Annotated in this window: 19 protein-coding genes and 1 pseudogene; 14 read left to right on the top strand and 6 right to left on the bottom strand. The window is 42.3% G+C overall.

The annotated features are described in order from the left end of the window. A pseudogene (locus C1E58_RS06060) lies at window positions 1-221 on the top strand (transposase); the annotation flags it as partial. Window positions 222-518: 297 nt separating this feature from the next. Beyond that, window positions 519-1,328, top strand: a complete 810-nt coding sequence (locus tag C1E58_RS06065; protein ID WP_105209730.1) for a transporter substrate-binding domain-containing protein — start codon at window positions 519-521, stop codon at window positions 1,326-1,328. 390 nt (window positions 1,329-1,718) lie between these two features. Here the strand turns inward: C1E58_RS06065 and glgB are convergent, their stop codons facing one another. From glgB to C1E58_RS06095, 5 genes are all read right to left on the bottom strand, one after another. Then, complete coding sequence (gene glgB / locus C1E58_RS06075; protein WP_105209731.1) at window positions 1,719-3,557, bottom strand: 1,4-alpha-glucan branching protein GlgB; 1,839 nt, start codon at window positions 3,555-3,557, stop codon at window positions 1,719-1,721. Window positions 3,558-3,625: 68 nt separating this feature from the next. Beyond that, the gene (gene glgA / locus C1E58_RS06080; RefSeq protein ID WP_105209732.1) at window positions 3,626-5,071 is read right to left on the bottom strand and encodes a glycogen synthase GlgA; all 1,446 of its coding nucleotides are present in this window, start codon (window positions 5,069-5,071) and stop codon (window positions 3,626-3,628) included. Window positions 5,072-5,079: 8 nt separating this feature from the next. Continuing rightward, a complete protein-coding gene (gene glgD / locus C1E58_RS06085; protein WP_105113807.1) occupies window positions 5,080-6,195 on the bottom strand; it encodes a glucose-1-phosphate adenylyltransferase subunit GlgD in 1,116 nt (371 codons plus the stop codon). A 12-nt stretch (window positions 6,196-6,207) separates the two neighbouring features. Then, entirely contained in the window at window positions 6,208-7,335 is a 1,128-nt protein-coding gene (locus tag C1E58_RS06090; protein WP_105113806.1) for a glucose-1-phosphate adenylyltransferase, read from the bottom strand. 162 nt (window positions 7,336-7,497) lie between these two features. Continuing rightward, window positions 7,498-8,409 carry a LysR family transcriptional regulator gene (locus tag C1E58_RS06095; RefSeq protein WP_105113805.1) on the bottom strand — a complete coding sequence of 304 codons (912 nt, stop codon included), beginning with the start codon at window positions 8,407-8,409 and terminating at the stop codon, window positions 7,498-7,500. A gap of 183 nt (window positions 8,410-8,592) precedes the next feature. On the opposite strand from C1E58_RS06095, the gene C1E58_RS06100 reads away from it, so the two are divergent. The 12 genes from C1E58_RS06100 (at window position 8,593) to C1E58_RS06155 (ending at window position 20,577) form a co-directional block, all read left to right on the top strand. Then, the gene (locus C1E58_RS06100) at window positions 8,593-9,390 is read left to right on the top strand and encodes a dihydroorotate dehydrogenase electron transfer subunit (protein WP_269088238.1); all 798 of its coding nucleotides are present in this window, start codon (window positions 8,593-8,595) and stop codon (window positions 9,388-9,390) included. A 9-nt stretch (window positions 9,391-9,399) separates the two neighbouring features. Then, window positions 9,400-10,341 carry a dihydroorotate dehydrogenase gene (locus C1E58_RS06105; RefSeq protein ID WP_105113803.1) on the top strand — a complete coding sequence of 314 codons (942 nt, stop codon included), beginning with the start codon at window positions 9,400-9,402 and terminating at the stop codon, window positions 10,339-10,341. 167 nt (window positions 10,342-10,508) lie between these two features. Next, window positions 10,509-11,204 carry an orotidine-5'-phosphate decarboxylase gene (pyrF, locus tag C1E58_RS06110; RefSeq protein WP_105113802.1) on the top strand — a complete coding sequence of 232 codons (696 nt, stop codon included), beginning with the start codon at window positions 10,509-10,511 and terminating at the stop codon, window positions 11,202-11,204. Then, on the top strand, window positions 11,197-11,523 hold the full coding sequence (locus tag C1E58_RS06115; protein WP_105113801.1) for an inorganic diphosphatase: 327 nt from the start codon (window positions 11,197-11,199) through the stop codon (window positions 11,521-11,523). The genes pyrF and C1E58_RS06115 overlap by 8 nt, the downstream gene beginning before the upstream one ends. Before the next feature lie 93 nt (window positions 11,524-11,616). Further along, complete coding sequence (pyrE, locus tag C1E58_RS06120; RefSeq protein WP_105113800.1) at window positions 11,617-12,249, top strand: orotate phosphoribosyltransferase; 633 nt, start codon at window positions 11,617-11,619, stop codon at window positions 12,247-12,249. A gap of 106 nt (window positions 12,250-12,355) precedes the next feature. Beyond that, on the top strand, window positions 12,356-13,282 hold the full coding sequence (locus C1E58_RS06125) for a glycosyltransferase family 2 protein (RefSeq protein WP_105113799.1): 927 nt from the start codon (window positions 12,356-12,358) through the stop codon (window positions 13,280-13,282). A 9-nt stretch (window positions 13,283-13,291) separates the two neighbouring features. Then, window positions 13,292-13,945: a uracil-DNA glycosylase gene (locus C1E58_RS06130; RefSeq protein WP_105113798.1), complete on the top strand. Its 654-nt coding sequence runs from the start codon at window positions 13,292-13,294 to the stop codon at window positions 13,943-13,945. Window positions 13,946-13,973: 28 nt separating this feature from the next. Further along, a complete protein-coding gene (locus tag C1E58_RS06135; RefSeq protein ID WP_105113797.1) occupies window positions 13,974-15,242 on the top strand; it encodes a dihydroorotase in 1,269 nt (422 codons plus the stop codon). A gap of 273 nt (window positions 15,243-15,515) precedes the next feature. Further along, the gene (nt5e, locus tag C1E58_RS06140; protein WP_105209733.1) at window positions 15,516-17,864 is read left to right on the top strand and encodes a cell surface ecto-5'-nucleotidase Nt5e; all 2,349 of its coding nucleotides are present in this window, start codon (window positions 15,516-15,518) and stop codon (window positions 17,862-17,864) included. 50 nt (window positions 17,865-17,914) lie between these two features. Further along, a complete protein-coding gene (locus C1E58_RS06145) occupies window positions 17,915-18,562 on the top strand; it encodes a Maf family protein (protein ID WP_105209734.1) in 648 nt (215 codons plus the stop codon). A gap of 51 nt (window positions 18,563-18,613) precedes the next feature. Then, window positions 18,614-19,102, top strand: a complete 489-nt coding sequence (locus C1E58_RS06150) for a YkgJ family cysteine cluster protein (RefSeq protein ID WP_105209735.1) — start codon at window positions 18,614-18,616, stop codon at window positions 19,100-19,102. Window positions 19,103-19,296: 194 nt separating this feature from the next. Then, window positions 19,297-20,577: an O-acetylhomoserine aminocarboxypropyltransferase/cysteine synthase family protein gene (locus C1E58_RS06155; RefSeq protein ID WP_105209736.1), complete on the top strand. Its 1,281-nt coding sequence runs from the start codon at window positions 19,297-19,299 to the stop codon at window positions 20,575-20,577. Window positions 20,578-20,651: 74 nt separating this feature from the next. Here the strand turns inward: C1E58_RS06155 and C1E58_RS06160 are convergent, their stop codons facing one another. After that, window positions 20,652-22,175, bottom strand: a complete 1,524-nt coding sequence (locus tag C1E58_RS06160; RefSeq protein WP_105209737.1) for an ATP-binding cassette domain-containing protein — start codon at window positions 22,173-22,175, stop codon at window positions 20,652-20,654. Between the last annotated feature and the right edge of the window lie 263 nt (window positions 22,176-22,438).

A 22,438-nucleotide genomic window follows, 5' to 3' on the forward strand; every position in this document is an offset into this window, starting at 1 on the left:
TTCAAGAACTTAGTCAAAGAGGAATTGACAAGTAAAGAGGGAGCCCGCATTTATGCCAAACGCAAGGTGGATGTCGAACCTGTATTTGGTAGGATGAAGGGTGTTTTTGGCGTACGCAGAGTCCATGTCAGAGGTCAAAAAGTGGTTGAAACCGAGATAGGCTTCCTCCTAATGAGCATGAATCTAACGAAATTGGCTAAGAAATTAGTCCAAGATAATAGAGATAAAAAGAAAAACACAGACAGTACGGCTGGATTTCATCAGAAGCAGCTCGAATCTATCTGTGTTTTTTAGTTATTGGCTAGTTTTTGCCCAGCCTCTTTTTTTGAATAAAAAAATATAAATTTCGCATAAAAATACAAAATTAGTATTGACAACTGTATAAAATTACTTTATACTAGACATATCTTTTGAAAAGAGGAAGAAAATATGGGGAAAATTGCTTTCAAAGCCCGATGATTCTTTAGAAAAAATGACATCGTTTTAATAAAAAATAAAAGAAATAAGAGGATACAAATATGAAAAAATTACTTACATTAGCAGCTACCTTGTTGGCAGGATTTACACTGGCAGCTTGTTCATCAACCAGCTCTTCATCAAGCCAATCAACACTTGAAAAAATCAAGGAAAAAGGAACCTTGGTTGTTGCGACCAGTCCTGACTATGCACCATTTGAATTCCAAACACTTGTAGATGGAAAAAATGAAGTGGTTGGTGCTGACATTATGCTAGCACAGAAAATTGCTGATGAACTAGGTGTGAAACTTGAAGTGTCATCAATGAGTTTTGATAACGTTTTGAACAGTGTCCAATCTGGCAAGGCTGACATTGCCATCGCAGGCCTATCTTACTCTGAAGAACGTGCCAAAGTCTTTGATTTCTCTGAAAGTTACTACCAAATTGCCGATGTCCTACTCGTTAAGAAAGAGAATGCTGAAACTATTTCAAGTGTAGACGCACTTTCAGGAAAATCTCTAGCAGTTCAAAAAGGTTCAACTCAAGAAACCTATGTCAAAGAAAAAATGGCAGATGCAAAAATTGTTTCCTTGACACAAATGGGTGAAGCAGTTAATGAATTGAAGACGGGTAAAGTAGAAGCAGTCTTGATGGATTCACCAGTTGCAGCAGGCTATGTTTCACAAAACAGCGACCTTGCCATTGCAGCAGTGGAATTTCCAACTATTGACGAGAACTCAAAAGTTATCGCCCTTCCAAAAGGAAGCACAGACCTAAAAACTGAAATTGACAAGGTCATCGCTCAAGTGAAAGCAAGTGGCGAATTTGATACCTTCCTTGAAAAAGCAGCAACCTATACAGCAGTTGAATAAATGAGACGAACAATCATCGGAAACGGTGATTGTTTTTGCATGTAAAAAGGGAGTGGGAAAGAACTCGACTGGTCTAAAAAAGAGTTCCCCTCACTTCCAAACAATAGGTTCGGGCTAAAATAGTCCACTGGACTATTTTAGTCCCACCCCCGTACAGCTCCAACTGTCTGGGAGACAGTTGGAGGTTGGAAATAAGGCGAACTCTGTTCGCAACAATAGTAAAGGTCAGATTTGGAGTGTAAAACACGAATTGCAGAAATTTGTTTCACAAATCCTATCTCCAACCTTTAACAGTCCACTGGACTGTTAAAGCCAATCAACCACTGCGCTGAGTTGTTGACACGAACTCTGAGTAGTGGAGCTGGGCTTGAGCCCAGCCTCTACATGATGTTATTTCACACGCTCTAGATAAAAACTAGTCAAACGTGGCACTGTAATTCTAGCGCCGTTTTCATCTGGGTAGAGGCTAAATGTTTCCATTGGAAGGACATTTGATGAGAAGACGAGTTTGTACTCGCTATCTGCTGGCAAATCCAGGTGGACATCAAACAATTCCTGATCATTAAAATTATGGATGGTCAAGATTTCCTGGTCATCACTCATTCGTGAAAAGGCATAGAGGCTAGCTTCGCTATCAATTTTCACCCACTTAAATCCCTTGTCGTAGGCCTGGTAATCATACTTCCAGAATGCATCATGCTCACGATAGAAAGTAGACAAGGTCTTCATCATCTGGTAAAAGCTAGAGTGGGTTGGATAGGCAAGCAAATTCCAATCCATTTCAGTGTATTCATGCCATTCACGGATGTGGCCCCATTCATTGCCCATAAAGAGTAATTTCTTACCTGGATGAGCAAAATAGAAGCTGTAGTAGACACGCGCCAAATGGAACTTATCTTCGTAATCTCCATTCATCTTATCAATGATAGACAGTTTTCCATGGACCACCTCATCGTGAGACAAGGGCAAGAGGAATTGCTCATTTTGGTTGTAATACATGCCAAAGGTAATTTCATTTGAATGGTATTTACGATAGACAGACGGACGTTCGACAAACTTGAGTGTATCGTTCATCCAACCCAAATCCCATTTCATATCGAAACCGATACCACCTTCCTCTAGGGGATGGGTTACTTTAGGGAAACTTGACGAATCTTCCGCAATCATCAAGACACCCTTATAGTCTGTATGAACCATGGCATTGACACGTTTGATAAAATCAATGGCTCCATGGTTGATTTTGTCATCTTCTGTTTCACCACGCCAATAGAGAAGATAAGATAAGGCGTCCACTCGAATGCCGTCGAAATGGAAGTATTCCAACCAATACTTAAGATTGGATAGAAGGAAGGAACGTGTCAAGCCTTTACCAAGGTCAAAGTTGGCTGTTCCCCACTGGTGATTTTCACGGTCCTGTTCATGAGGGTATTCATACAACCAACTACCATCAAATTGATAGAGACCATGAGCATCCTTACAGAAATGAAGTGGAACCCAGTCCAGAATAACCCCAATCCCAGCCTGGTGACATTGGTCAACTAGGTATTTGAGATCATCAGGCTTGCCGTATCGGCTGGTAGGGCTGTAATAACCAGTTACCTGATAGCCCCAAGAAGCATCCAGGGGATGTTCGGTGATGGGCAAGAGCTCAATATGGGTGTAATTATTTTCTTTGACATGCTCAATGAGAAGCGGTGTAATTTCCTTGTAACTATTGAAGGCCTCAAGTGGCGCACCGCCTTCGTTTTTATTAGCAAATTTTTGTTTCCAAGAGCCAAGGTGGACTTCGTAGATAGAAACAGGTTGCTCCTTAAAGTCATAGTTGACACGATGATACATCCAGACATCGTCTTTAAACTTATAACGAGGATTGTAGGTTGTTGAGGCAGTGTTTGGTCGCACTTGACTGAAAAAGGCATAGGGATCAGCCTTATAAATTTCACGTCCATCGTGGGTGATAATGAGGTACTTGTAATCTTCAAGTGATTTTAAGCCTTCTACATAAAGTTGGAAAACACCATCAATTTCCCATTGCATTGGATGGCTACGTTGCCAGTCATTAAAGTTTCCAACTAGAAAAACCTCACGGGCATTTGGAGCGTAGACACGGAATTGAGTGCCAAGGATCTTATTGCGCTCCTTTATCAAATGAGCTCCCATTTTCTCATAGAGAGTGGTGTGTTCACCGGAATTCATATAGTATAAATCCAAATCAGTAAATTCTGTCATAGCAATCTCCTTGTTGAAAAGGAGTGGACCCTGGTCGCACTCCCCTTCAGTTTGTTGTCAAATCTTACCTAGCCACTAATTTCACGGTAGAGCCAGATGTACTTTTCAGCAGAAGCAGTCCAGCTGAAATCGCGTTCCATTGCTTGTTTCACCATAGCGTACCAGTCTTCTGGACGGTCGTAGTAGGTTTGGAGGGCCAAATCATAGACCTGACGCATATTGTAGGCATCGCGACCACCGAATGTAAAGCCAGTACCTTCTTTGCTATCAATATGATATGGTGTCACTGTATCCACCAATCCACCTGTTTCGCGAACCAATGGAAGTGTTCCATAGTGCATAGAGATCAACTGGCTGATACCACATGGTTCAAACATAGATGGCATGAGGAAGAGGTCGCTTGCTGCATAAATCTGATGAGCAAGTGGTTCATTGTAGCCACGGTAGAAGGCGAATTTTTCAGGATAAGCCTGTTTGAAGTGGTTAAAGGCGTTTTCAACATCTGCTTCACCATTGCCCAAGATGACAAATTGTACATGGGCTTGGAGAAGGTGGCTGAGAACCTCTGTCAAGAGATAGAAACCTTTCTGCCAAGTCAAGCGGGAAACGATACCAATCATCAACACATGCTCATCTTGAGGAAGTCCAAACTGAGCTTGCAAGGCTAATTTATTGGCTTTTTTGTCTGTAATTGTTTCAAGACTGTAGTTCTTCACAAGATAATGGTCTGTCTGGCTATTCCAACTATCGTAGTCGATACCGTTGACAATCCCAACCAAGTCATGTTTACGAAGTTCCAGCACATGTTGCATATTTTCGCCGAATTCTTCGGTCAAAATTTCACGGGCATAGGTATCTGAAACGGTTGTTACCTTGTCAGCGTACAAAATACCCAATTTCATAAAGGAAATGCATTCGTCATGGAAACGAGCAATTCCATCTAAGTAGTAGCTGTAGTCCATTCCTAAGGCTGACCAGAGAGCTTGTTTATGGAAAATCCCTTGGAAAGCTAGGTTATGAATGGTGAAGACATGTTTGATGGCACGGAATTCCTCACGGTAGCTGTAGAATGTACGGCAGAGGAATGGAAGAGCAGCAGTGTGCCAGTCGTGCGTGTGAATGACATCTGGGAAGTAGTTGAGTGCCTCTAGGAGACGACAAGTAGCGTGTTGGAAATAACCAAAACGCATAGCATCATCGTCATAGCCATAAAGCTCATCGCGTTCAAAGAAGTCACGGTGCTCGATGAAGTAGAAGGTTACTCCGTCAATCACTTGGCTGTAGACATTGGCCATGGACTGAATATCGCCTGCACGAACATCAAAACTAGACACATAGTCAAAATCAGCATGGTTATTGATAGCAATTTTCTTATAGAGCGGTAAAACCACACGGACATCCAAACCCTGTTTTACCAATTCTTTGGGTAATGAACCGATCACATCGGCCAAACCACCAGTCTTGATGAATGGAAGTCCTTCAGATGCGACAAAGAGAACAGATTTTTTTGTCATGATTTCTCCTAGATGATTTGATGTGCTTTGATATAGGCTGGATTTGATTCACTACCTTTGATATCAGTAGAATGAATAATCTTAGTCGATTTATCAATGATGGCATTTTCAACAGTCGTACCATTTTTAATTGTTACACCATTGAGAATGATTGAGTTTTTAACAACGACACCTTCTTCAATAATCACATCACGGTCAATAACGGAGTTTTCTACTTGACCATTGATATTTGCACCGTTGGCAATCAAACTGCGTTTTACTTCAGCCAGTGGACCATAAAGAGAAGGAGAAGAGTCGCTAGTTTGTGTATGGATTGGCCAGTCGTTTTTGAAAAGAAGTTTACGTGTGTCACGGTCAATCAAATCAATCTGAGTTTTGAAATAAGATTCTACGTTATTGATACAAGCAACGAAGTCACGATGTGCATAGCCCATGATCTTGTATTGATCCACTGTATCGCGAAGAATATCTTTCAACCAGTAGAGTGATGAAACCTTGTTAGCACGCTTGATCAACTCGATAAAGGTCGTGCGTTTCATGATGTAGGCTTCTAGTGAAACAGGACGGTTCTTATACTTACCATGGTTTTCTTCGAAGGCTACAACACGCTTGTTATCATCAAATTTCAAGGTTTGGCAACCGATGAAGTTTTCTTTGGCATCGGTGATATTCTTATAAAGAACGGTAATATCAGCACCCGTTTTCTCATGTTCTTCCATGACATTTGTAAAGTCTTGGCTGTAGATGAAGTAAGAAGGTGCAATCAAGACATATTCTTTGGTTGAATTTTCAATAAAATGAAGGTTGTCAGAAAAAGCATTGATATCATGTTGGTAAACTGAGTTCGGGTCTGTTACACTATTGAGCAGGCGAAGAGAACCGCGTTTACTGTTGATATTGTAGTGTTTACCAGTACCAACGTGTTGGATGGTTGAACGCATATGAACAGGCATGTAGACTTGGAACTCTGTAATCCCTGAGTTTGACATATTTGATAGAACGAAGTCAATCAGTCTGTAGCGTCCCAAAAAACCAAAGGCTTGTACGCCACGATGTTCCATGACATCACCAAAATGTACATTGTTTCCTTCAATATTTACAATTCCTAGAGTATTTCTTAGCATAGCAGTCCTTTCTTACTTGGTTACATTCTTATCAATCAAGAGGATATTATCAGCGTCACCAGAGAGTTTGGTTCCATCCGCAATCTTAACATTTTCAGCAACGATGACATAGTCTAGCTCAACTCCCTCACCGATGATGGCACCAGGAAGAAGGACAGAATTTTTAACCACAGCATCCTTGTTCACTTGTACATCAGTTGAAATGACAGAGTGTTCTACGTAGCCATCAATGACAGCTCCTTTGTCGATATAAGCTGATTTAACAGTTGCAGTTGAGCCAATCACTTGAGCTGGAGAGCCCTTGTCCTCTGAGTAAATTCTCCACGAACGGTCAGAAAGGTCCAAGTCACCAGCATGGTCAATCAAGTCCATGTTTGATTCCCAAAGGCTGTTAACAGTACCAACGTCCTTCCAGTAGCCACGGAATGGATGAGCGATAAGAGTACGACCATCTTCCAAGTATTTCGGAATGATATCATGACCGAAATCATGTGAAGAAGTTTCAGATTTATCATCTTCTTGGAGATATTTTTTCAAGGTCTTCCAAGTGAAGATATAAATACCCATGGATGCCAAGTTGCTCTTAGGATTTGCTGGTTTTTCTTCAAATTCTTCGATACGGTAATCTTCATCGGTATTCATGATACCAAAGCGTGATGCCTCTTTGATTGGCACTTCAATAACGGCAATAGTAGCGTCTGCTTTCTTCTGGATATGGGTATCAAGGAGTTTGTCATAGTTCATCTTGTAGATGTGGTCACCTGACAAGATCAAGACATATTCAGGATCGTTCAAATCAATGAAATCGATGTTTTGTGTAATAGCATCAGCAGTACCTTTGTACAGACCAAAGCCTTCAATCTTCTCACTTGGAGGAAGGACAAAGACACCAGAACCTTGAACATCCAAGCCCCAACGTTGTGATTGGGCAACGTAAGAGTTCAACAGTACAGGTTCATACTGGGTCAAAACGCCGACAATGTCGATACCTGAGTTGGCACAGTTACTGAGAGGGAAATCGATAATACGATATTTTCCTCCAAATGCGACTGCTGGTTTGGCGACTTTCTTTGTCAAACCTTCTAGACGTGTTCCACGTCCACCAGCAAGAATCATAGCTAACATTTTATTTTGAGCCATCTAACCACTCCTTAAAATATATTATACATGGATTATATCACATAAATAAAAAAAATGAAAGCGTTTCCTTAAAGAAAATAGAATTATTTCATTTTTTCTTTCAAGTGCTTTCATAAATATAGTATAACATATCGTTTTGTGTATGTCTATATAAGAATAGATTTATTTTTTACCAAATTTAACTTCTTCTAATAAGTAATTGATAAATTTTTCTCCCATATCTGAGAGCATGGATTTTTCGTGTTGGATATAGACCAATTCAATCTCGTCATCAAATTCTAGGGGAATAGATACGATGTTATCACCATTGAGATTGGAATTCAGAATACCTGTAGCAATAGTATAGCCATCCAGACCAATCAAGAGATTGAAGAGGGTGGCACGGTCGGATACGACAATGGATTTCTTATGGTGCTCCTGAGCTAAAATTTCCTCAGCAAAGTAGAAGGAGTTGTGGATACCTTGCTCATAGCTAAGATAAGGAAATTCTACTAAATCATCAAGAGTAATGGAGTCTTTTTTGGCAAGTGGATTGGTCTTGCTGACGAATACGTGTGGTTTGGCAGTAAATAGATGGGTATAAGATAGACGATTATCGTCCAAGAGTTTTAGCAAAACATCACGGTTGAAATGGTTGAGGAAGAGGACACCGATTTCTGAACGGAAATTTTTTACGTCATCGATGATTTCCCATGTCCGTGTTTCCCGTAAAAATAGTTCGTAATCTTCTAGGTCTGTTTCTTTCAAAAGGGATACGAAGGCGTTGACCACAAAGGCATAGTGTTGTGATGATACACTAAACAGCTGTCGCTTGGCATTCGGGTTTTTATAGCGATCTTCCAACAGTTCAGTTTGTTCTACAATCTGACGAGCATAAGAAAGAAATTCCATACCATCTTTTGTCAAAGTAATTCCTTTGGAATTGCGTAGAAAAATCTTGATATCCATCTCTTTTTCCAAGTCACGTACAGCGTTGGAAAGGCTGGGTTGGGTGATGAAGAGTTGCTTGGCAGCTTCGTTCATGCTACCAGTTTCTGCGATTTTGATAATATAGTATAATTGTTGAATTCTCATATTTCTATTGTATCATGATTTGACAAATTATTCTAAAAAATGTATAATGCTGAAAATATATCCTTTAACTGAGTCCAGAGAGGCGAAGAAGGGAACGTGATAAATAGGGCAGATACTGCCTTCTTTTCGTGTAACCTTGCTAGCCAGCAAGGTTTTTTCTCTATATCGACTTTCTTGTTTTCTGTGTTTCATAGAATAGGAGAAAAGATGATTTTAAAAGAACAGATGTTGCTTGTTGACCAAGTCCAGCTTGCTCCAGGTATTTTTGCCATGACTTTGCAGGGTGAGATGGTTCAGGATATGAAAATGGGTCAGTTTATCCATATTCGTGTTCCTGATGATTCCATGCTCCTGCGAAGACCGATTTCCATTTCGGAGATTGATAAAGCTAAATCGCACTGTCGGATTATTTACCGAGTGGAAGGTCAGGGGACAGAAGTCTTTTCAAAAATGCCAAATGGTCACTATTTGGATGTCATGGGACCGCTTGGGAAAGGGTTTGAAGTAGGCTTTCTCAAGGAAGGAGACCACATTCTCATCATTGGTGGAGGTATCGGAGTTCCTCCTTTAGTTGAGGTTGCAAAACAGGCTGCGGAACGTGGTGTCAAGGTCACGTCAGTCATTGGCTTTGCCACCAAGGAGGCTGTCATTTTGGAAGAAGAATTGGCACTCTACGGCCAAGTCCATGTCACAACGGATGATGGCTCCTATGGGCAGAAAGGCACGGTCGCACGTGTGGTGGAAGAGCTGACAGATGAGTTTGCGGCTATCTACTCATGTGGGGCACCTGCTATGATGGACTATGTTGACCAACGCTTTCAGGACCATCCTCACGCCTACATCTCCCTTGAAGCTCGCATGGCTTGTGGCACGGGAGCATGCTACGCCTGTGTGGTCAAACCTAAAGAGGGCCAGGAGCATGAAAACAAGCGTGTCTGTAAAGAAGGACCAGTCTTTGCGACAGGTAGCTTGATTTTGTAGGAGGTTGATATGACAAAACGATTAGCGATTTCCCTGCCTGGTTTGGACTTGAAAAATCCCATCATTCCAGCCTCTGGCTGCTTCGGTTTTGGTCAGGAGTATGCGGACTACTATGACCTTAACCAACTTGGTTCCATTATGATTAAGGCGACTACTCGGCATCCCCGTTATGGCAATGCGACTCCCCGTGTGGCCGAAACGCCAGCAGGTATGCTCAATGCCATTGGACTTCAAAATCCAGGTGTTGATGCCGTCTTATCCGAAAAATTACCCTGGCTAGCGCAGCATTTTCCAGACCTGCCAATCATTGCCAATGTAGCAGGCTTTTCCAATGAAGAATATGCCTATGTGTCAGGGAAAATTTCAAAGGCGCCAAACGTAAAAGCTATTGAGCTGAACATTTCCTGTCCCAATGTGGACCATGGCAATAATGGTCTTTTAATTGGGCAGGTACCGGAATTGGCTTACCAGGCTGTAAAAGCAGCAGTCGCAGCTTCATCTGTACCTGTTTATGTTAAGCTGACACCAAGTGTGGCAGACATCACCCTCTTGGCCAAGGCTGCAGAGGATGCAGGAGCCTCTGGTTTGACTATGATAAACACCTTGGTTGGAATGCGATTCAATCTCAAAACACGCCAGCCAATCTTAGCAAATGGCACAGGCGGTATGTCAGGTCCAGCGGTCTTTCCAGTTGCACTCAAGCTCATCCGTCAGGTTGCGCAGTCGACTAATCTACCGATTATCGGAATGGGAGGTGTGGATTCGGCTGACAAGGCTCTTGAAATGATGATTGCAGGGGCCTCAGCAATTGGTGTTGGTACTGCCAATTTTACAGACCCCTTTGCCTGTCCAAAGATTATTGAAGACTTACCAAAACGCATGGATGTCTATGGTATTGACACCTTAGAAAACCTACGCCAAGAAGTTCGAGAGAACTTGGGTAAGCGTTGACAAAAATAAAATAAAAGAGTATTATTGAAGTAACATCGTCCTTTAACCAAGTCCAGAGAGGCTGGAAAGGTAGCATAAACTAGCTTGACAATTTACTGGTCAGGCTGATTTCGTCTACCTCCCTGTCCAATCTGGCAGGGTTTTTGTGTCGATTTGGAAAGGAAGCTATGAAAGAGAATCGTCCAATTATTGCCTTAGATTTTGCAGGAAGAGAAGAAGTTGAAGCTTTCCTATACGAGTTTCCAGCTCAGGAAAAGCTCTATTTGAAGGTAGGAATGGAACTCTACTATGCGGAAGGTCCAAGCATTATTTCTTATCTGAAAGATTGCGGACACAGCATTTTCCTAGATTTAAAATTGCACGACATTCCAAATACCGTTGAGTCTGCTATGAGGGTCTTGGCCAAGCTGGGTGTGGATATGACCAACGTCCACGCAGCAGGCGGAGTGGAAATGATGCAGGCTGCTCGCAGAGGATTGGGGTCGGATGCTATCTTGATTGCTGTTACACAGTTGACGTCAACTTCCGAAGAGGAAATGCGCAGTGACCAAAATATCCAGACTAGCTTGCAGGATGCGGTTGTCCACTATGCCCAAAAGGCTGCCCAAGCAGGTCTGGATGGTGTCGTCTGCTCTGCCCATGAAGTCTCACTCATTAAAGGTACGACCAGTTCTGACTTTGTTTGTCTGACACCAGGAATTCGTCCAGCAGGTGGCGAGGTCGGCGATCAAAAACGGGTGATGACACCAGCTGAGGCAGCCCTTATCGGTAGTGACTATATCGTGGTCGGTCGTCCAATTACTAGAGCAGAAAATCCTTACCAGGCCTATCTGGCTATTAAGGAGGAATGGAATTGTGAATAAGGTTTATCAGGTTCTAATTGATAGACCTATAGGGTTTATTGATAAATTTGGCAACCAGTACCCCATCAATTACGGCTATGTTCCAAATCTATTGGCTGGAGATGATGAAGAACAGGATGTTTACATCATTTCCAAAGATGTTCAGCAACCTTTGACATCTTTCGAGGGAAAATTGGTCGCAATTGTCCATCGAAGAGACGATGTCGAGGATAAATGGGTACTGACAGGTCTGGATGAAAAACTGAACGTGACAGAAATAAAAGAGAAAACCAATTTTATTGAACAGTATTTTGATTCATGGATTGAAATGGTGGACTAGAAATTTGAACATTAAAACAACACTTTAGGAATAGCTTGGCTATCCGGCGGGATGGTCATGTAGAGAAGGCACGCATTTAAAAGGAGGTCTATTATGACATTAGCAACAGAAATCGCATCACACTTATTGGATATTAAGGCAGTTCATCTGCGTCCAGAAAAGCCATTTACATGGGCATCAGGCATCAAATCACCTATTTATACAGACAACCGAATTACCTTGTCATATCCAGAAACTCGGAACCTGATTGAAGACGGCTTTGTTCAGCGTATTGAAGAAGAATTTCCAGAAGTAGAAGTCATTGCAGGGACTGCGACTGCGGGTATTCCTCACGGTGCCATCATTGCAGACCGAATGAACTTGCCATTTGCCTATATCCGTAGCAAACCAAAAGAACATGGTGTTGGCAATCAGTTGGAAGGCCGCATTGTCAAAGGACAAAAAATGGTGGTCATTGAAGACTTGATTTCTACAGGTGGTTCGGTCTTGGATGCGGTTGCAGCTGCTGAGCGTGAAGGCGCAGATGTGATCGGTGTGGTGGCTATTTTCACTTACGAATTACCAAAAGCAGAACGTAATTTTGATAATGCTGGTGTCAAATTGGTAACGCTCAGCAATTATTCCGAACTCATCAAAGTAGCCAAAGTTCAAGGCTATATAAATGCTGATGGCTTGACCTTGCTGAAAAAATTCCGTCAAAACCAAGAAACCTGGCAGGAAGACTAGGAAATAATGTTCAGTGCACGATTTCTGGGAACTTATCCTGTAAAATGGTATAATGGTGTTCATAAGTTTGTAGCTTACAATAATTGACTGTATGAGGAGAATGAATATGATTTCAGTTATCGTGCCTTGTTATAATGAAGAAGAGGCAATTCCCTATTTTTACGAGGCGATGGAAAAAGTCCGTAAGAAAATGGGGGAACCATTTGAATATATTTTTGTTAATGATGGCTCCAAGGATGGAACCTTAAAGGTCCTGCGTCAGTTGGCTGGTCAAGACCAAGCCGTTCGCTACCTATCATTTTCAAGAAATTTTGGAAAGGAAGCAGCCCTTTATGCTGGTTTGCAGGCCGCTACAGGCGACTTGGTTACTGTTATGGACGTTGACTTACAAGACCCACCTGAAATGCTGATAGAAATGAAGGCAATGTTGGATGCCAATGCAGATTTAGACTGTGTTGGAACCCGTCGTGTCAGCCGTGATGGTGAACCTCCAATCCGAAGCTTTTTTGCAAAATTATTCTATAAATTGATGAATAAAATCAGTCAAGTCGAGGTGGTAGACGGTGCCCGTGATTTTCGTCTCATGCGACGTCACATGGTGGATGCTATTTTGTCTGTTTCAGAATACAATCGTTTTTCAAAAGGTATTTTTGCCTGGGTAGGTTTTGAAACGGAATACCTGCCCTACAAAAATGTGGAGCGAGTGGCTGGTGAAACCAGTTGGTCATTCTGGAAGTTGCTATCTTATTCTATTGAAGGGATTATCAATTTTTCTGATACACCGCTCAATATTGCCTCCTATACAGGATTTTTCACTTTCTTACTGTCTTTGGTCTTGATGGTGTTCGTTGTATTTAAAACTTTGGTATTTGGTGATCCAACAATCGGCTGGCCATCAACTATCTGTATCATCCTGTTTTTGGGTGGCTTGCAGTTGATGACCATTGGTATTCTAGGTAAATATTTGGCAAAAGTCTTCTTGGAAACCAAGAAACGCCCTGTTTATATTGTCAAAGAAAAAAGTTCAAACTAGGAGTTGTGTATGGAACATTCAGCCTGGCATGAATTGATTAAGGCTCAGTTGCCAGAACATTATTTTGGTAAGATCAATCAATTTTTGGACCATGTTTATGCTGGTGGAACAGTTTATCCACCTCGGGAGAAGGTATTTGCTGCCATTCAGACAACGGCATTAGAAAATGTCAAGGTGGTTATTTTGGGGCAAGATCCCTATCACGGACCTGGTCAGGCCCAGGGCTTGTCCTTCTCTGTACCCAATTCGGTGCCCGCTCCGCCATCTCTCCAAAATATCCTAAAGGAATTGTCGGATGATATCGGGGTCAAACAGGACCACGATTTGACAGCCTGGGCAGAGCAAGGGGTACTTCTACTCAACGCCTGCTTGACGGTGCCAGCCGGACAGGCCAATGGTCATGCGGGGCAAATCTGGGAGCCGTTTACCGATGCTATCATCAAGGTGGTCAATGACTTGGAGCAGCCTGTGGTCTTTATTCTTTGGGGTGCTTATGCCCGCAAGAAAAAAGCCTTGATTACCAATCCAAACCATCTGGTTATCGAATCAGCTCATCCAAGCCCGCTTTCAGCCTACCGAGGATTTTTTGGAAGTAAACCTTTCTCACAAGCAAATGCTTATTTGACTTCAAAAGGATGCACGGAAATTGATTGGCTCCGTTAGTTGAGGTGTCTGATAAAGGAGAATTTGAATGTTATTAGTTAAAAATGGTCGTGTCCTTGATCCGCAATCTGGACTAGATAGAGTCTGCGATGTCTTGATTGATGAGAAAAAAATCGTCAAAATTGCTGACTCAATTACGGAAGATGTGGAGCAGGTCATTGATGCGACAGGCTTGGTGGTTGCCCCAGGCTTGGTCGATGTTCATGTGCATTTCCGCGAACCTGGTCAGACCCACAAGGAAGATATCCATACTGGAGCTCTTTCGGCAGCAGCTGGTGGCTTTACTTCTGTGGTCATGATGGCCAATACCGCTCCGACCATTTCGACTGTCGAAACCCTGAAGGAAGTCTTGGAATCTGCCCAAAAAGAAGCCATTCACATTTACAGCGTGGCAACTATTACCAATCAATTCGACGGGCAAAACCTGACCGATTTCCCAGCCTTGCTAGAAGCTGGAGCGGTGGCCTTTTCGGACGACGGTATTCCTTTGACAAATGCTGGCGTGGTTAGACAGGCTATGAAATTAGCCAAGGAACATGACTGTCTCATCAGTCTGCATGAAGAAGACCCTGATTTGAATGGTATTTTGGGGCTCAACGAGCAAGTGGCAGCAAAACATTTCCATGTCTGTGGTGCGACTGGCGTAGCAGAATACAGCATGGTGGCCCGTGATGTCATGATTGCCTATGAAACGGGTGCGCGTGTTCATATCCAGCATTTATCCAAGGCTGAATCTGTAAAGGTCGTTGAATTTGCTCAAGATCTAGGAGCAAATGTCTCAGCAGAAGTAGCACCGCAACATTTTTCACGGACAGAAGATTTACTGCTAACAAAAGGTGCCGATGCCAAGATGAATCCGCCGTTACGCTTGGAAAGTGATCGCTTAGCAGTGATTGACGGATTGAAATCTGGCATAATCTCTGTTATAGCGACGGATCATGCCCCTCACCATGCCGATGAGAAAAATGTAGAGGACGTCACTCAAGCACCGTCAGGAATGACAGGTTTAGAAACATCGCTTTCACTGGGTCTGACTCACTTGGTAGAAGATAGGCACCTAAGCCTCTTGCAACTGCTGGAGAAGATGACCATTAACCCTGCCAAGCTCTACGGACTTGATGCTGGTTATCTTGCCGAAAATGGACCTGCAGATTTGGTCATTTTTGATCCGACTGCAGACCGTACGGTCACTGCCGATTTTGCTTCTAAATCAGCTAATTCACCATTTATCGGAGATAGCTTGAAAGGGAAGGTTTATTACACAATCTCAGATGGACAGATTGTTTTTAATCAATAAACATAGAGGCTGAGCAAAAAGTCCAGCCTCTCTTCTCAGAGTTCGTGTCAACATCTCAGCGCAGTGGTTGATTGGCAGATTTGTTCGTGTTTCACACTCCAAATCTGACCTAATCAACTATGCGGGGGTGGGAAGACGAACTCTTTTCAGACTGGTCGAGTTCTTTCCCACTCCCTTATCGAACTTTTTTCAGTGAAAGCAGTTTCAATGTTTTTATTTATTTGAAAAACGTGTATAATAGTCTTGTGAATTACGCACAAGAAAGGTTTGTTTATGAAAAAGAAAGATTTCTTATTACCAGTATTGTCTACTCTCTTGTTGTCTCCATTCGTATTGGCACAACAGGTACAGGCTGCTGAAACGACACCATCAAGCACGACGGCAGGTACCGCAGCTACCAGTCAAGAAGTAGCTCCAAGTACTCAAGCGACTGCAGAACAGGCTAGCACACCTGCTACAGGGGCTGTAGAAACAGCAACAGACACTGCAACTGCTGAAACAACTGCGGTAACTGAGCCAGTTGAAACAGTTGAAGCAGTCATCATCCACACCAATGATGTGCATGGTCGTATTCTTGAAGATACACGTTCTGGCGTTATTGGAGATGCCAAGGCTGCCGCTATTATTGAAGAAGAGCGTGCAAAGGTTGAAAATACCATCGTTGTAGATGCTGGTGATGCCTTCCAAGGGTTGCCAATTTCAAACTCTACTAAGGGTGAAGATCGTGCCAATATCATGAACCAAGTTGGTTATGATGCTATGGCAGTTGGTAACCATGAATTTGACTTTGGCATGGAGCAGGCGATCAAGTACAAAGAAACCTTGAATTTTCCTCTTTTGAGTGCCAATACTTATGTTGACGGTGCCCGTGTCTTTGAGGCTTCAACAATCGTAGATAAAACTCCAACTGTGGTTGGTGATGAGTTCGTTGTTATCGGTGTTACAACGCCTGAAACAGCAACCAAAACCCACCCTAAAAACGTTGAAGGCGTTACTTTTGCGGACCCAATCACTGAAGTCAATAAAGTTGTTGACGAGGTAGAAGCGCGTGCCTTGGCTGACAACCGTGTGTACAACAACTACATCATCCTTGCTCACTTGGGTGTTGATACAACAACTCCTGTCGAATGGAGAGGGTCTACCTTGGCACAGGCTCTTTCTGAAAACAGCAAATTGGCTGGTAAACGTGTCATTGTGATTGACGGGCATTCTCATACAGTTGAGTCAACAACCTATGGCAACAACGTTACCTACAACCAAACCGGTTCATACTTGAACAACATTGGTAAGGTCACCTTGAAATCTAACCAGTTGCTAGCTGAAGCAGGCCTTATTTCTGCTGCGGATGCCAAAACTGTTACTCCAAATGCCAAAATCGAAGCACTTGTTGCTGAAATCAAAGCCAAGTACGAAGCTGAAAATGCTCAAGTTGTTATTGCCAACAATCCAGTTGAATTGAATGGTGAACGTTCAAATGTACGTGTTCGCGAAACCAACTTGGGGAATGCGGTGACAGATGCGATTTATGCCTATGGTCAATCAGGTTTCTCAAACAAAACAAGCCTTGCTGTGACCAATGGAGGAGGTCTTCGTGCCACTATCGCTAAAGACCAGCCTGTTACAAAAGGCGATATTATCGCTGTCTTGCCGTTTGGTAATATCGTTTCCCAAATCACTGTGACTGGTCAGCAGATTGCTGATATGTTTGCAAAGTCTTTGTCTGCTACCTTGCAAGCAGATAAGGAAACAGGCGCTCCAGTTTTAGATGAAAATGGACGACCGCTTTTGGAGGCAAGTGGTGGCTTCCTACACATTTCTGGTGCTAAAGTATTTTACGATACTAGTTTGCCAGCTGAAAAGCGTGTTCTCTTAATTGGAATTTTCAATCCTGAAACAGGTCTATACGAAGACTTGGATTCAACGAAAACTTATTATTTAGCTACCAATGACTTCTTGGCAGCAGGCGGTGATGGCTATACTATGCTTGGTGGTGCCCGTGAAGAGGGGCCTTCAATGGATAGCGTATTTGCAGATTATTTGAAGGTTACTAATTTATCGGTTTATGAAGAGGTAAATCCAAATTCACGTTTGGTTTCTGTGGACTCAACCTTGGATACAGATAAAGATAAATATTTGGATTTTGTTGAAGTGTATCATTCAACAAACCCTAATGATTCCTTATCCTATCCTGGGAAAGTGCTCGTATCAGATTGGCCATTTATTTCAGAAAATCCGATTTCTGTTACAATTAAAGATTTACCAAATGCAGCCCAAACAGGTCAACAAGGAGCGGATGTAGCTACCTCGGTTAACCAGGTGGAGGTGCCTCAGCTGGTTATTCCTTCTACTAATCAAAGCCAGGATACAACTGCTATCTTGGAGCAACCCCAGCCAGGATTGGGACAGACTGTAGAGATAGCGGTTGTAAATTCTGCATCGGATTCCACACCAGTTGTCAAACCTGTCTTGGCAACTCCGGCCCCAGCTGCTATGGAAAAAACAGCTACTAGCTCAGCAGCGAGCCTGCCAAATACTGGCGACCAATCAAGTCTGGCTCTTAGCTTGCTTGGTCTTGGTCTTGCTGGTCTTGCAGTGACCGTTCGTCGTCGCAAAACAAACTAATCACATGACAGAAACAGGGTCTTCGGACTCTGTTTTTGACTGGAGGAAATATGAAAAACGTATTTGACTATCAAAAAGTAGGAAACCAACCTGCTCTTACTTCCTATGTTCTACTCAGTCATTCACCACGTCGTAAACAGTTGTTAGAATTCTTGCAACCACAAATCGCATCCGTTGAAGTAGATGAACGAGGGATTGAAGAGCGCTTTATGAAAGAATTTGCTAGCGATGATTTTTTAACTCGAGCTGCAAAAACCTGTTGTGAGATTTCCAAGGCTAAGTCGGATATTGACTTGTTGCCAGGTCATCTCTATATTTCTGCAGATACCATTGTCGTATCAGATGGACAGATTTTTAACAAGCCTCAAGATTTGGGAGAAGCTGAAACCATGCTACGTTCCTATTTTGGTAAGAGCCATCAGGTTGTGACCTCTGTCTGCCTGCGAACAGCTCATTCACTGGATGTATTTTACACACTGGCACAGATTGATTTTGTGGACTACTATCCAGCATTAGAGGAGGTCATTCAGTCCTACATTCACGAAAAACAGCCACTCGACAAGGCAGGAGCCTATGGTATTCAAGAGCTAGACCCACGTTTTGTGGCAGGTATTTCAGGGGATATTCATACCATCATCGGCCTGCCCGTAGCCGAAGTTTCCCGCAGGATTTTTGCCCATCAGTCTTTTGAAAAATAGCAGAGCTGAAAAGTTTGTTTGTGGTATAATAGAGGTCGAAAAGGAGAGTTTATGAGTGTAGACATCGAAAAATACAAGCAACTAGCCCAGCAGAAGCAAGGAGAACACCGAAAATTTCTAGCCAATCTCAAGAAAAAAGCACCAAAGAATCTGGATAGAATAGTTCAAGAAATTCATGCAGAAGTCTTTTCTGAAATCGACTGTACAGAATGTGCCAACTGCTGTAAAACGCTCGGGCCGCTTTTTACAGAAGCTGATATAACTCGGATTGCCAAGCATTTGCGCATGAAATTACCAGTCTTTGAGGACATGTACTTGCGTGTGGACGAAGATGGCGATAAGGTTTTCCAATCCATGCCTTGTCCCTTCCTGGGAGGCGACAATCTCTGTAGTATCTATGATGCTCGTCCTAAAGCCTGTCGAGAATTTCCACATACAGATAGAAAGAAGATTTACCAAATCAACAATTTAACCATAAAGAATACTTTAATCTGCCCAGCAGCCTATCTCTTCGTTGAAAAGTTGCGTGAACGTATGTAAGTTTCTGAACGATCGGTATCTATCATCTTAAGCAGTCGGTGGTAATGTAGAGTGTTATTTCTGTTTATCAGACGAAAGTTATTCATAAGTGGTAGCAGATATAGCTGATAACTATACCTTTTTGCATAGAAAAAGTATTAGTCAAGATGGAAAAAATAGGGTAGAATACAGAAAAAGACCAAAGGAGTACCTTTATGACTAGAGAATTTTCATTTGAAACCCTTCAACTCCATGCTGGACAGGATGTTGATCCCGCGTCAAAATCACGTGCTGTACCGATTTACCAAACTACTTCTTATGTTTTTGATGATGCACAAGAAGCAGAGGACTTATTTGCTCTACGTAAACTAGGGAATATCTATACTCGTATCACCAACCCTACAGTTGCTACTTTTGAGAATCGTGTAGCAGCTTTAGAAGGAGGAATCGGTGCTTTAGCGACTTCTTCAGGGATGGCAGCTATCACCTACACTATTCTAGCGCTGGCACATGCTGGAGATCACATTGTGGCGGCAACGACACTCTATGGCGGGACTTTTAACCTATTCAAAGAAACCCTTCCTCGCTATGGTATTACAACAAGCTTTGTCGATATTGATGACTTTGAAGCAGTAGAAGCCGCCATTCAAGATAATACAAAACTTGTATTTATTGAAACCCTGGGAAATCCTGTTATCAACATTCCTGACCTTGAAAAATTGGCAGAAATTGCACACAACCACCACATTCCGCTTGTTTCAGATAATACCTTTGCAACTCCATATTTGATTAATGTATTTTCTCATGGTGTTGATATTGCCGTCCATTCAGCAACCAAGTTTATCGGTGGACATGGTACGACCATTGGCGGTGTGATTGTCGATAGTGGCAAGTTTGACTGGGCGGCATCTGGTAAGTTTCCGCAATTTGTTGAAGAAGATCCAAGTTATCACAATATTAGTTACACTCGTGATATTGGTGCTGCAGCATTTATTGTAGCAGTTCGTGTACAATTACTTCGTGATACTGGTGCAGCCCTTGCTCCATTTAATGCCTTCTTACTTTTACAAGGATTGGAGACCTTGTCTCTCCGTGTAGAGCGTCATGTATCAAATGCTGAGAAGATTGTTGATTTTTTGCTCAATCACCCTAATGTTGAGTCGGTTAATTATCCATCGCTTCCAGATAGTCCCTATAAGGCTTTGGCGGATAAATACCTGCCAAAAGGTGTTGGTTCTATCTTCTCTTTCCAAGTAAAAGGCGGAGCAGAAGAAGCTCGTAAGGTTATTGATAGCTTGGAAATCTTTTCTAATTTAGCAAACGTTGCCGATGCGAAATCACTAGTAGTTCATCCAGCTACAACCACGCATGCTCAGTTAGCGCCGGCAGACCAAATTGCAGCAGGCGTGACGCCAAATCAAATCCGCCTATCTGTCGGTCTTGAAAATGTCAATGATTTGATTGAGGACTTACAGCTTGCTCTTGATAAACTATAAGCTGTAAAGCGAATACATTTGAAACATTATTAAAAAAGGAAATTTGGCATATGCCATTTTCCTTTTTATATGGGCTACAGTTCTTCCAGTCCATTCTCAGTTAGTCGGTAGATTCTTTGACAAACTTCTTTCAAAAAACGTCTGTCGTGTGATACGCATACCAAGCCACCTGGATAATCGGCAAATAGTTGACGAATATATGGCTGAGAAGTAGGGGAGAAGTTTCGACTGGGTTCATCTAATAAGAGAAAATTGGCTTGATCAAGGACCATTTTTAACAAGAGTAACTTGCCTTTTTGTCCACCTGACAGTTGGCTAATCTTGTGATGAACTTCTTGTCGTGTAAATTGTAAGCTGGCTAGGTGCGTTAAGATCAGTTGTTCCTGCTCACGATTGCCATTTGCTAATAAAAAATCAAGTGGAGTTTTAGATTCATCAAGGACTTCTGAATAGTGCTGGGGCATGTAACCCAAGATTATATCCGCTCGTTGCCTGAGTTCATGATGGATAGCTTTCAAAAAGCTGGATTTACCAATTCCATTTTGTCCAATGATGCCAATTTTTTCACGCCCATTTAAGTTGAAATGGATATTTTGAGCTAATTGTCGCTCTTCAACGTTTAATTGGAAGTTTTCTAAATGAAGCACTTGTTTTCTAGCTGGTAGTGGTGAAATATCTGAGAAGAAGAGGGAGATGGCATCTGGATGAAAAGGAACTTGTGTGAGATTTTCCTTCATCCTTTCATAGCGTTTTTCACGCGAAAGGACATTCTTCATTTTCTTGGCAATGAGCCGTCCCAATGTAGCATCATGGGTGTTGAGCAGGGTGTGGCGAACCTGTGATTTTTGACGTAGGTGCTTGTTCATAGCCTTGTCAAATTCTTTTTGGTCGTTCCGAGCTTGTTGGACTTGCTTCTGATAGGCTTGCAGGCGCTTCTGTGTGTAATCTTGATAGTCCAATTCTTCAACCTTGGTTTGAGCGAGAGTCTTCTTCTTAACAGATTCTAGGTGAATGATTTTTGTAGCTGTTTTACTGAGGAAATCTTCATCGTGAGAAACAAATAGGATGGTCTTAGGGCTAGTGATGATATAATTTTCCAGCCAAAGTAAGGTATCCAAATCTAAGTCATTGGACGGTTCATCTAGGAAGATAATATCAGAAGGAGTAGCCAGGGATTTGATTAGCTGGATTTTGAGTTTTTCTCCGCCAGATAGGCTTCCAATGACTTGTTGACTGGCAAAGCGTTCACTGTCAAACTGGAGCTGGTCAGCGTAGAGGTAGAGTAGGCCGTAATCAATGTCACTGTCCATATCTCCAAAGAAGTAGTCGTTCAAGGTTAGCTCTGCCATTTCCAGTGGAAGACTTTGGGGAATATAGACCGGCGAGTGAAAATATCGGTGAATGCTGCCTGATAGGAGTAGGTAGTCAGTGACGAGAGAGGTATCTAATAGAGTTAGTAGAAGACTGGATTTGCCATTTCCTTCTTCGCCGATAATGGCTATTTTATCGCCAGGGTTGACATTGAGATTCAGGTCCTGAACCAGATTTCTTAGGTCTTTTTGGTGGTCTAGAGATAGGTGCTGAGTGGTTAGTAGCATAAGGCCTCCTTTACAAGAAAAAACACACTACCTATTTAGTAGTGTGTCGAAATCTGCTCAAAAAGACTCTATTCTGTGAATAGAGAAAACAGAAAAATGGACGCAAGAAAACTACTAAATAAGTATAGAACTTAGATGGAGTTTACTTGTTATTGTCCATTTCTCCTTACCTCACAATGCTTTATTTGTTTTAGTATAGCATATCGATAAAAGCTTGTCAATCAGTGTGCTATAACATTTATTGATATTGATAGAGATGTATG

Source organism: Streptococcus suis, assembly GCF_002964575.1.
Lineage (GTDB): Bacteria > Bacillota > Bacilli > Lactobacillales > Streptococcaceae > Streptococcus > Streptococcus suis_R.

Bases quoted from the DNA above. Each gene is read 5' to 3' on its own strand.
- C1E58_RS06145 (WP_105209734.1), top strand. From the start codon at position 17,915: ATGAAAAACGTATTTGACTATCAAAAAGTAGGAAACCAACCTGCTCTT.
- nt5e (WP_105209733.1), top strand. From the start codon at position 15,516: ATGAAAAAGAAAGATTTCTTATTACCAGTATTGTCTACTCTCTTGTTG.
- glgA (WP_105209732.1), bottom strand. From the start codon at position 5,071: ATGACAAAAAAATCTGTTCTCTTTGTCGCATCTGAAGGACTTCCATTC.
- C1E58_RS06095 (WP_105113805.1), bottom strand. From the start codon at position 8,409: ATGAGAATTCAACAATTATACTATATTATCAAAATCGCAGAAACTGGT.
- C1E58_RS06150 (WP_105209735.1), top strand. From the start codon at position 18,614: ATGAGTGTAGACATCGAAAAATACAAGCAACTAGCCCAGCAGAAGCAA.
- glgD (WP_105113807.1), bottom strand. From the start codon at position 6,195: ATGCTAAGAAATACTCTAGGAATTGTAAATATTGAAGGAAACAATGTA.
- C1E58_RS06105 (WP_105113803.1), top strand. From the start codon at position 9,400: ATGACAAAACGATTAGCGATTTCCCTGCCTGGTTTGGACTTGAAAAAT.
- glgB (WP_105209731.1), bottom strand. From the start codon at position 3,557: ATGACAGAATTTACTGATTTGGATTTATACTATATGAATTCCGGTGAA.
- pyrE (WP_105113800.1), top strand. From the start codon at position 11,617: ATGACATTAGCAACAGAAATCGCATCACACTTATTGGATATTAAGGCA.
- C1E58_RS06160 (WP_105209737.1), bottom strand. From the start codon at position 22,175: ATGCTACTAACCACTCAGCACCTATCTCTAGACCACCAAAAAGACCTA.
- pyrF (WP_105113802.1), top strand. From the start codon at position 10,509: ATGAAAGAGAATCGTCCAATTATTGCCTTAGATTTTGCAGGAAGAGAA.
- C1E58_RS06065 (WP_105209730.1), top strand. From the start codon at position 519: ATGAAAAAATTACTTACATTAGCAGCTACCTTGTTGGCAGGATTTACA.
- C1E58_RS06135 (WP_105113797.1), top strand. From the start codon at position 13,974: ATGTTATTAGTTAAAAATGGTCGTGTCCTTGATCCGCAATCTGGACTA.
- C1E58_RS06125 (WP_105113799.1), top strand. From the start codon at position 12,356: ATGATTTCAGTTATCGTGCCTTGTTATAATGAAGAAGAGGCAATTCCC.
- C1E58_RS06155 (WP_105209736.1), top strand. From the start codon at position 19,297: ATGACTAGAGAATTTTCATTTGAAACCCTTCAACTCCATGCTGGACAG.
- C1E58_RS06090 (WP_105113806.1), bottom strand. From the start codon at position 7,335: ATGGCTCAAAATAAAATGTTAGCTATGATTCTTGCTGGTGGACGTGGA.
- C1E58_RS06130 (WP_105113798.1), top strand. From the start codon at position 13,292: ATGGAACATTCAGCCTGGCATGAATTGATTAAGGCTCAGTTGCCAGAA.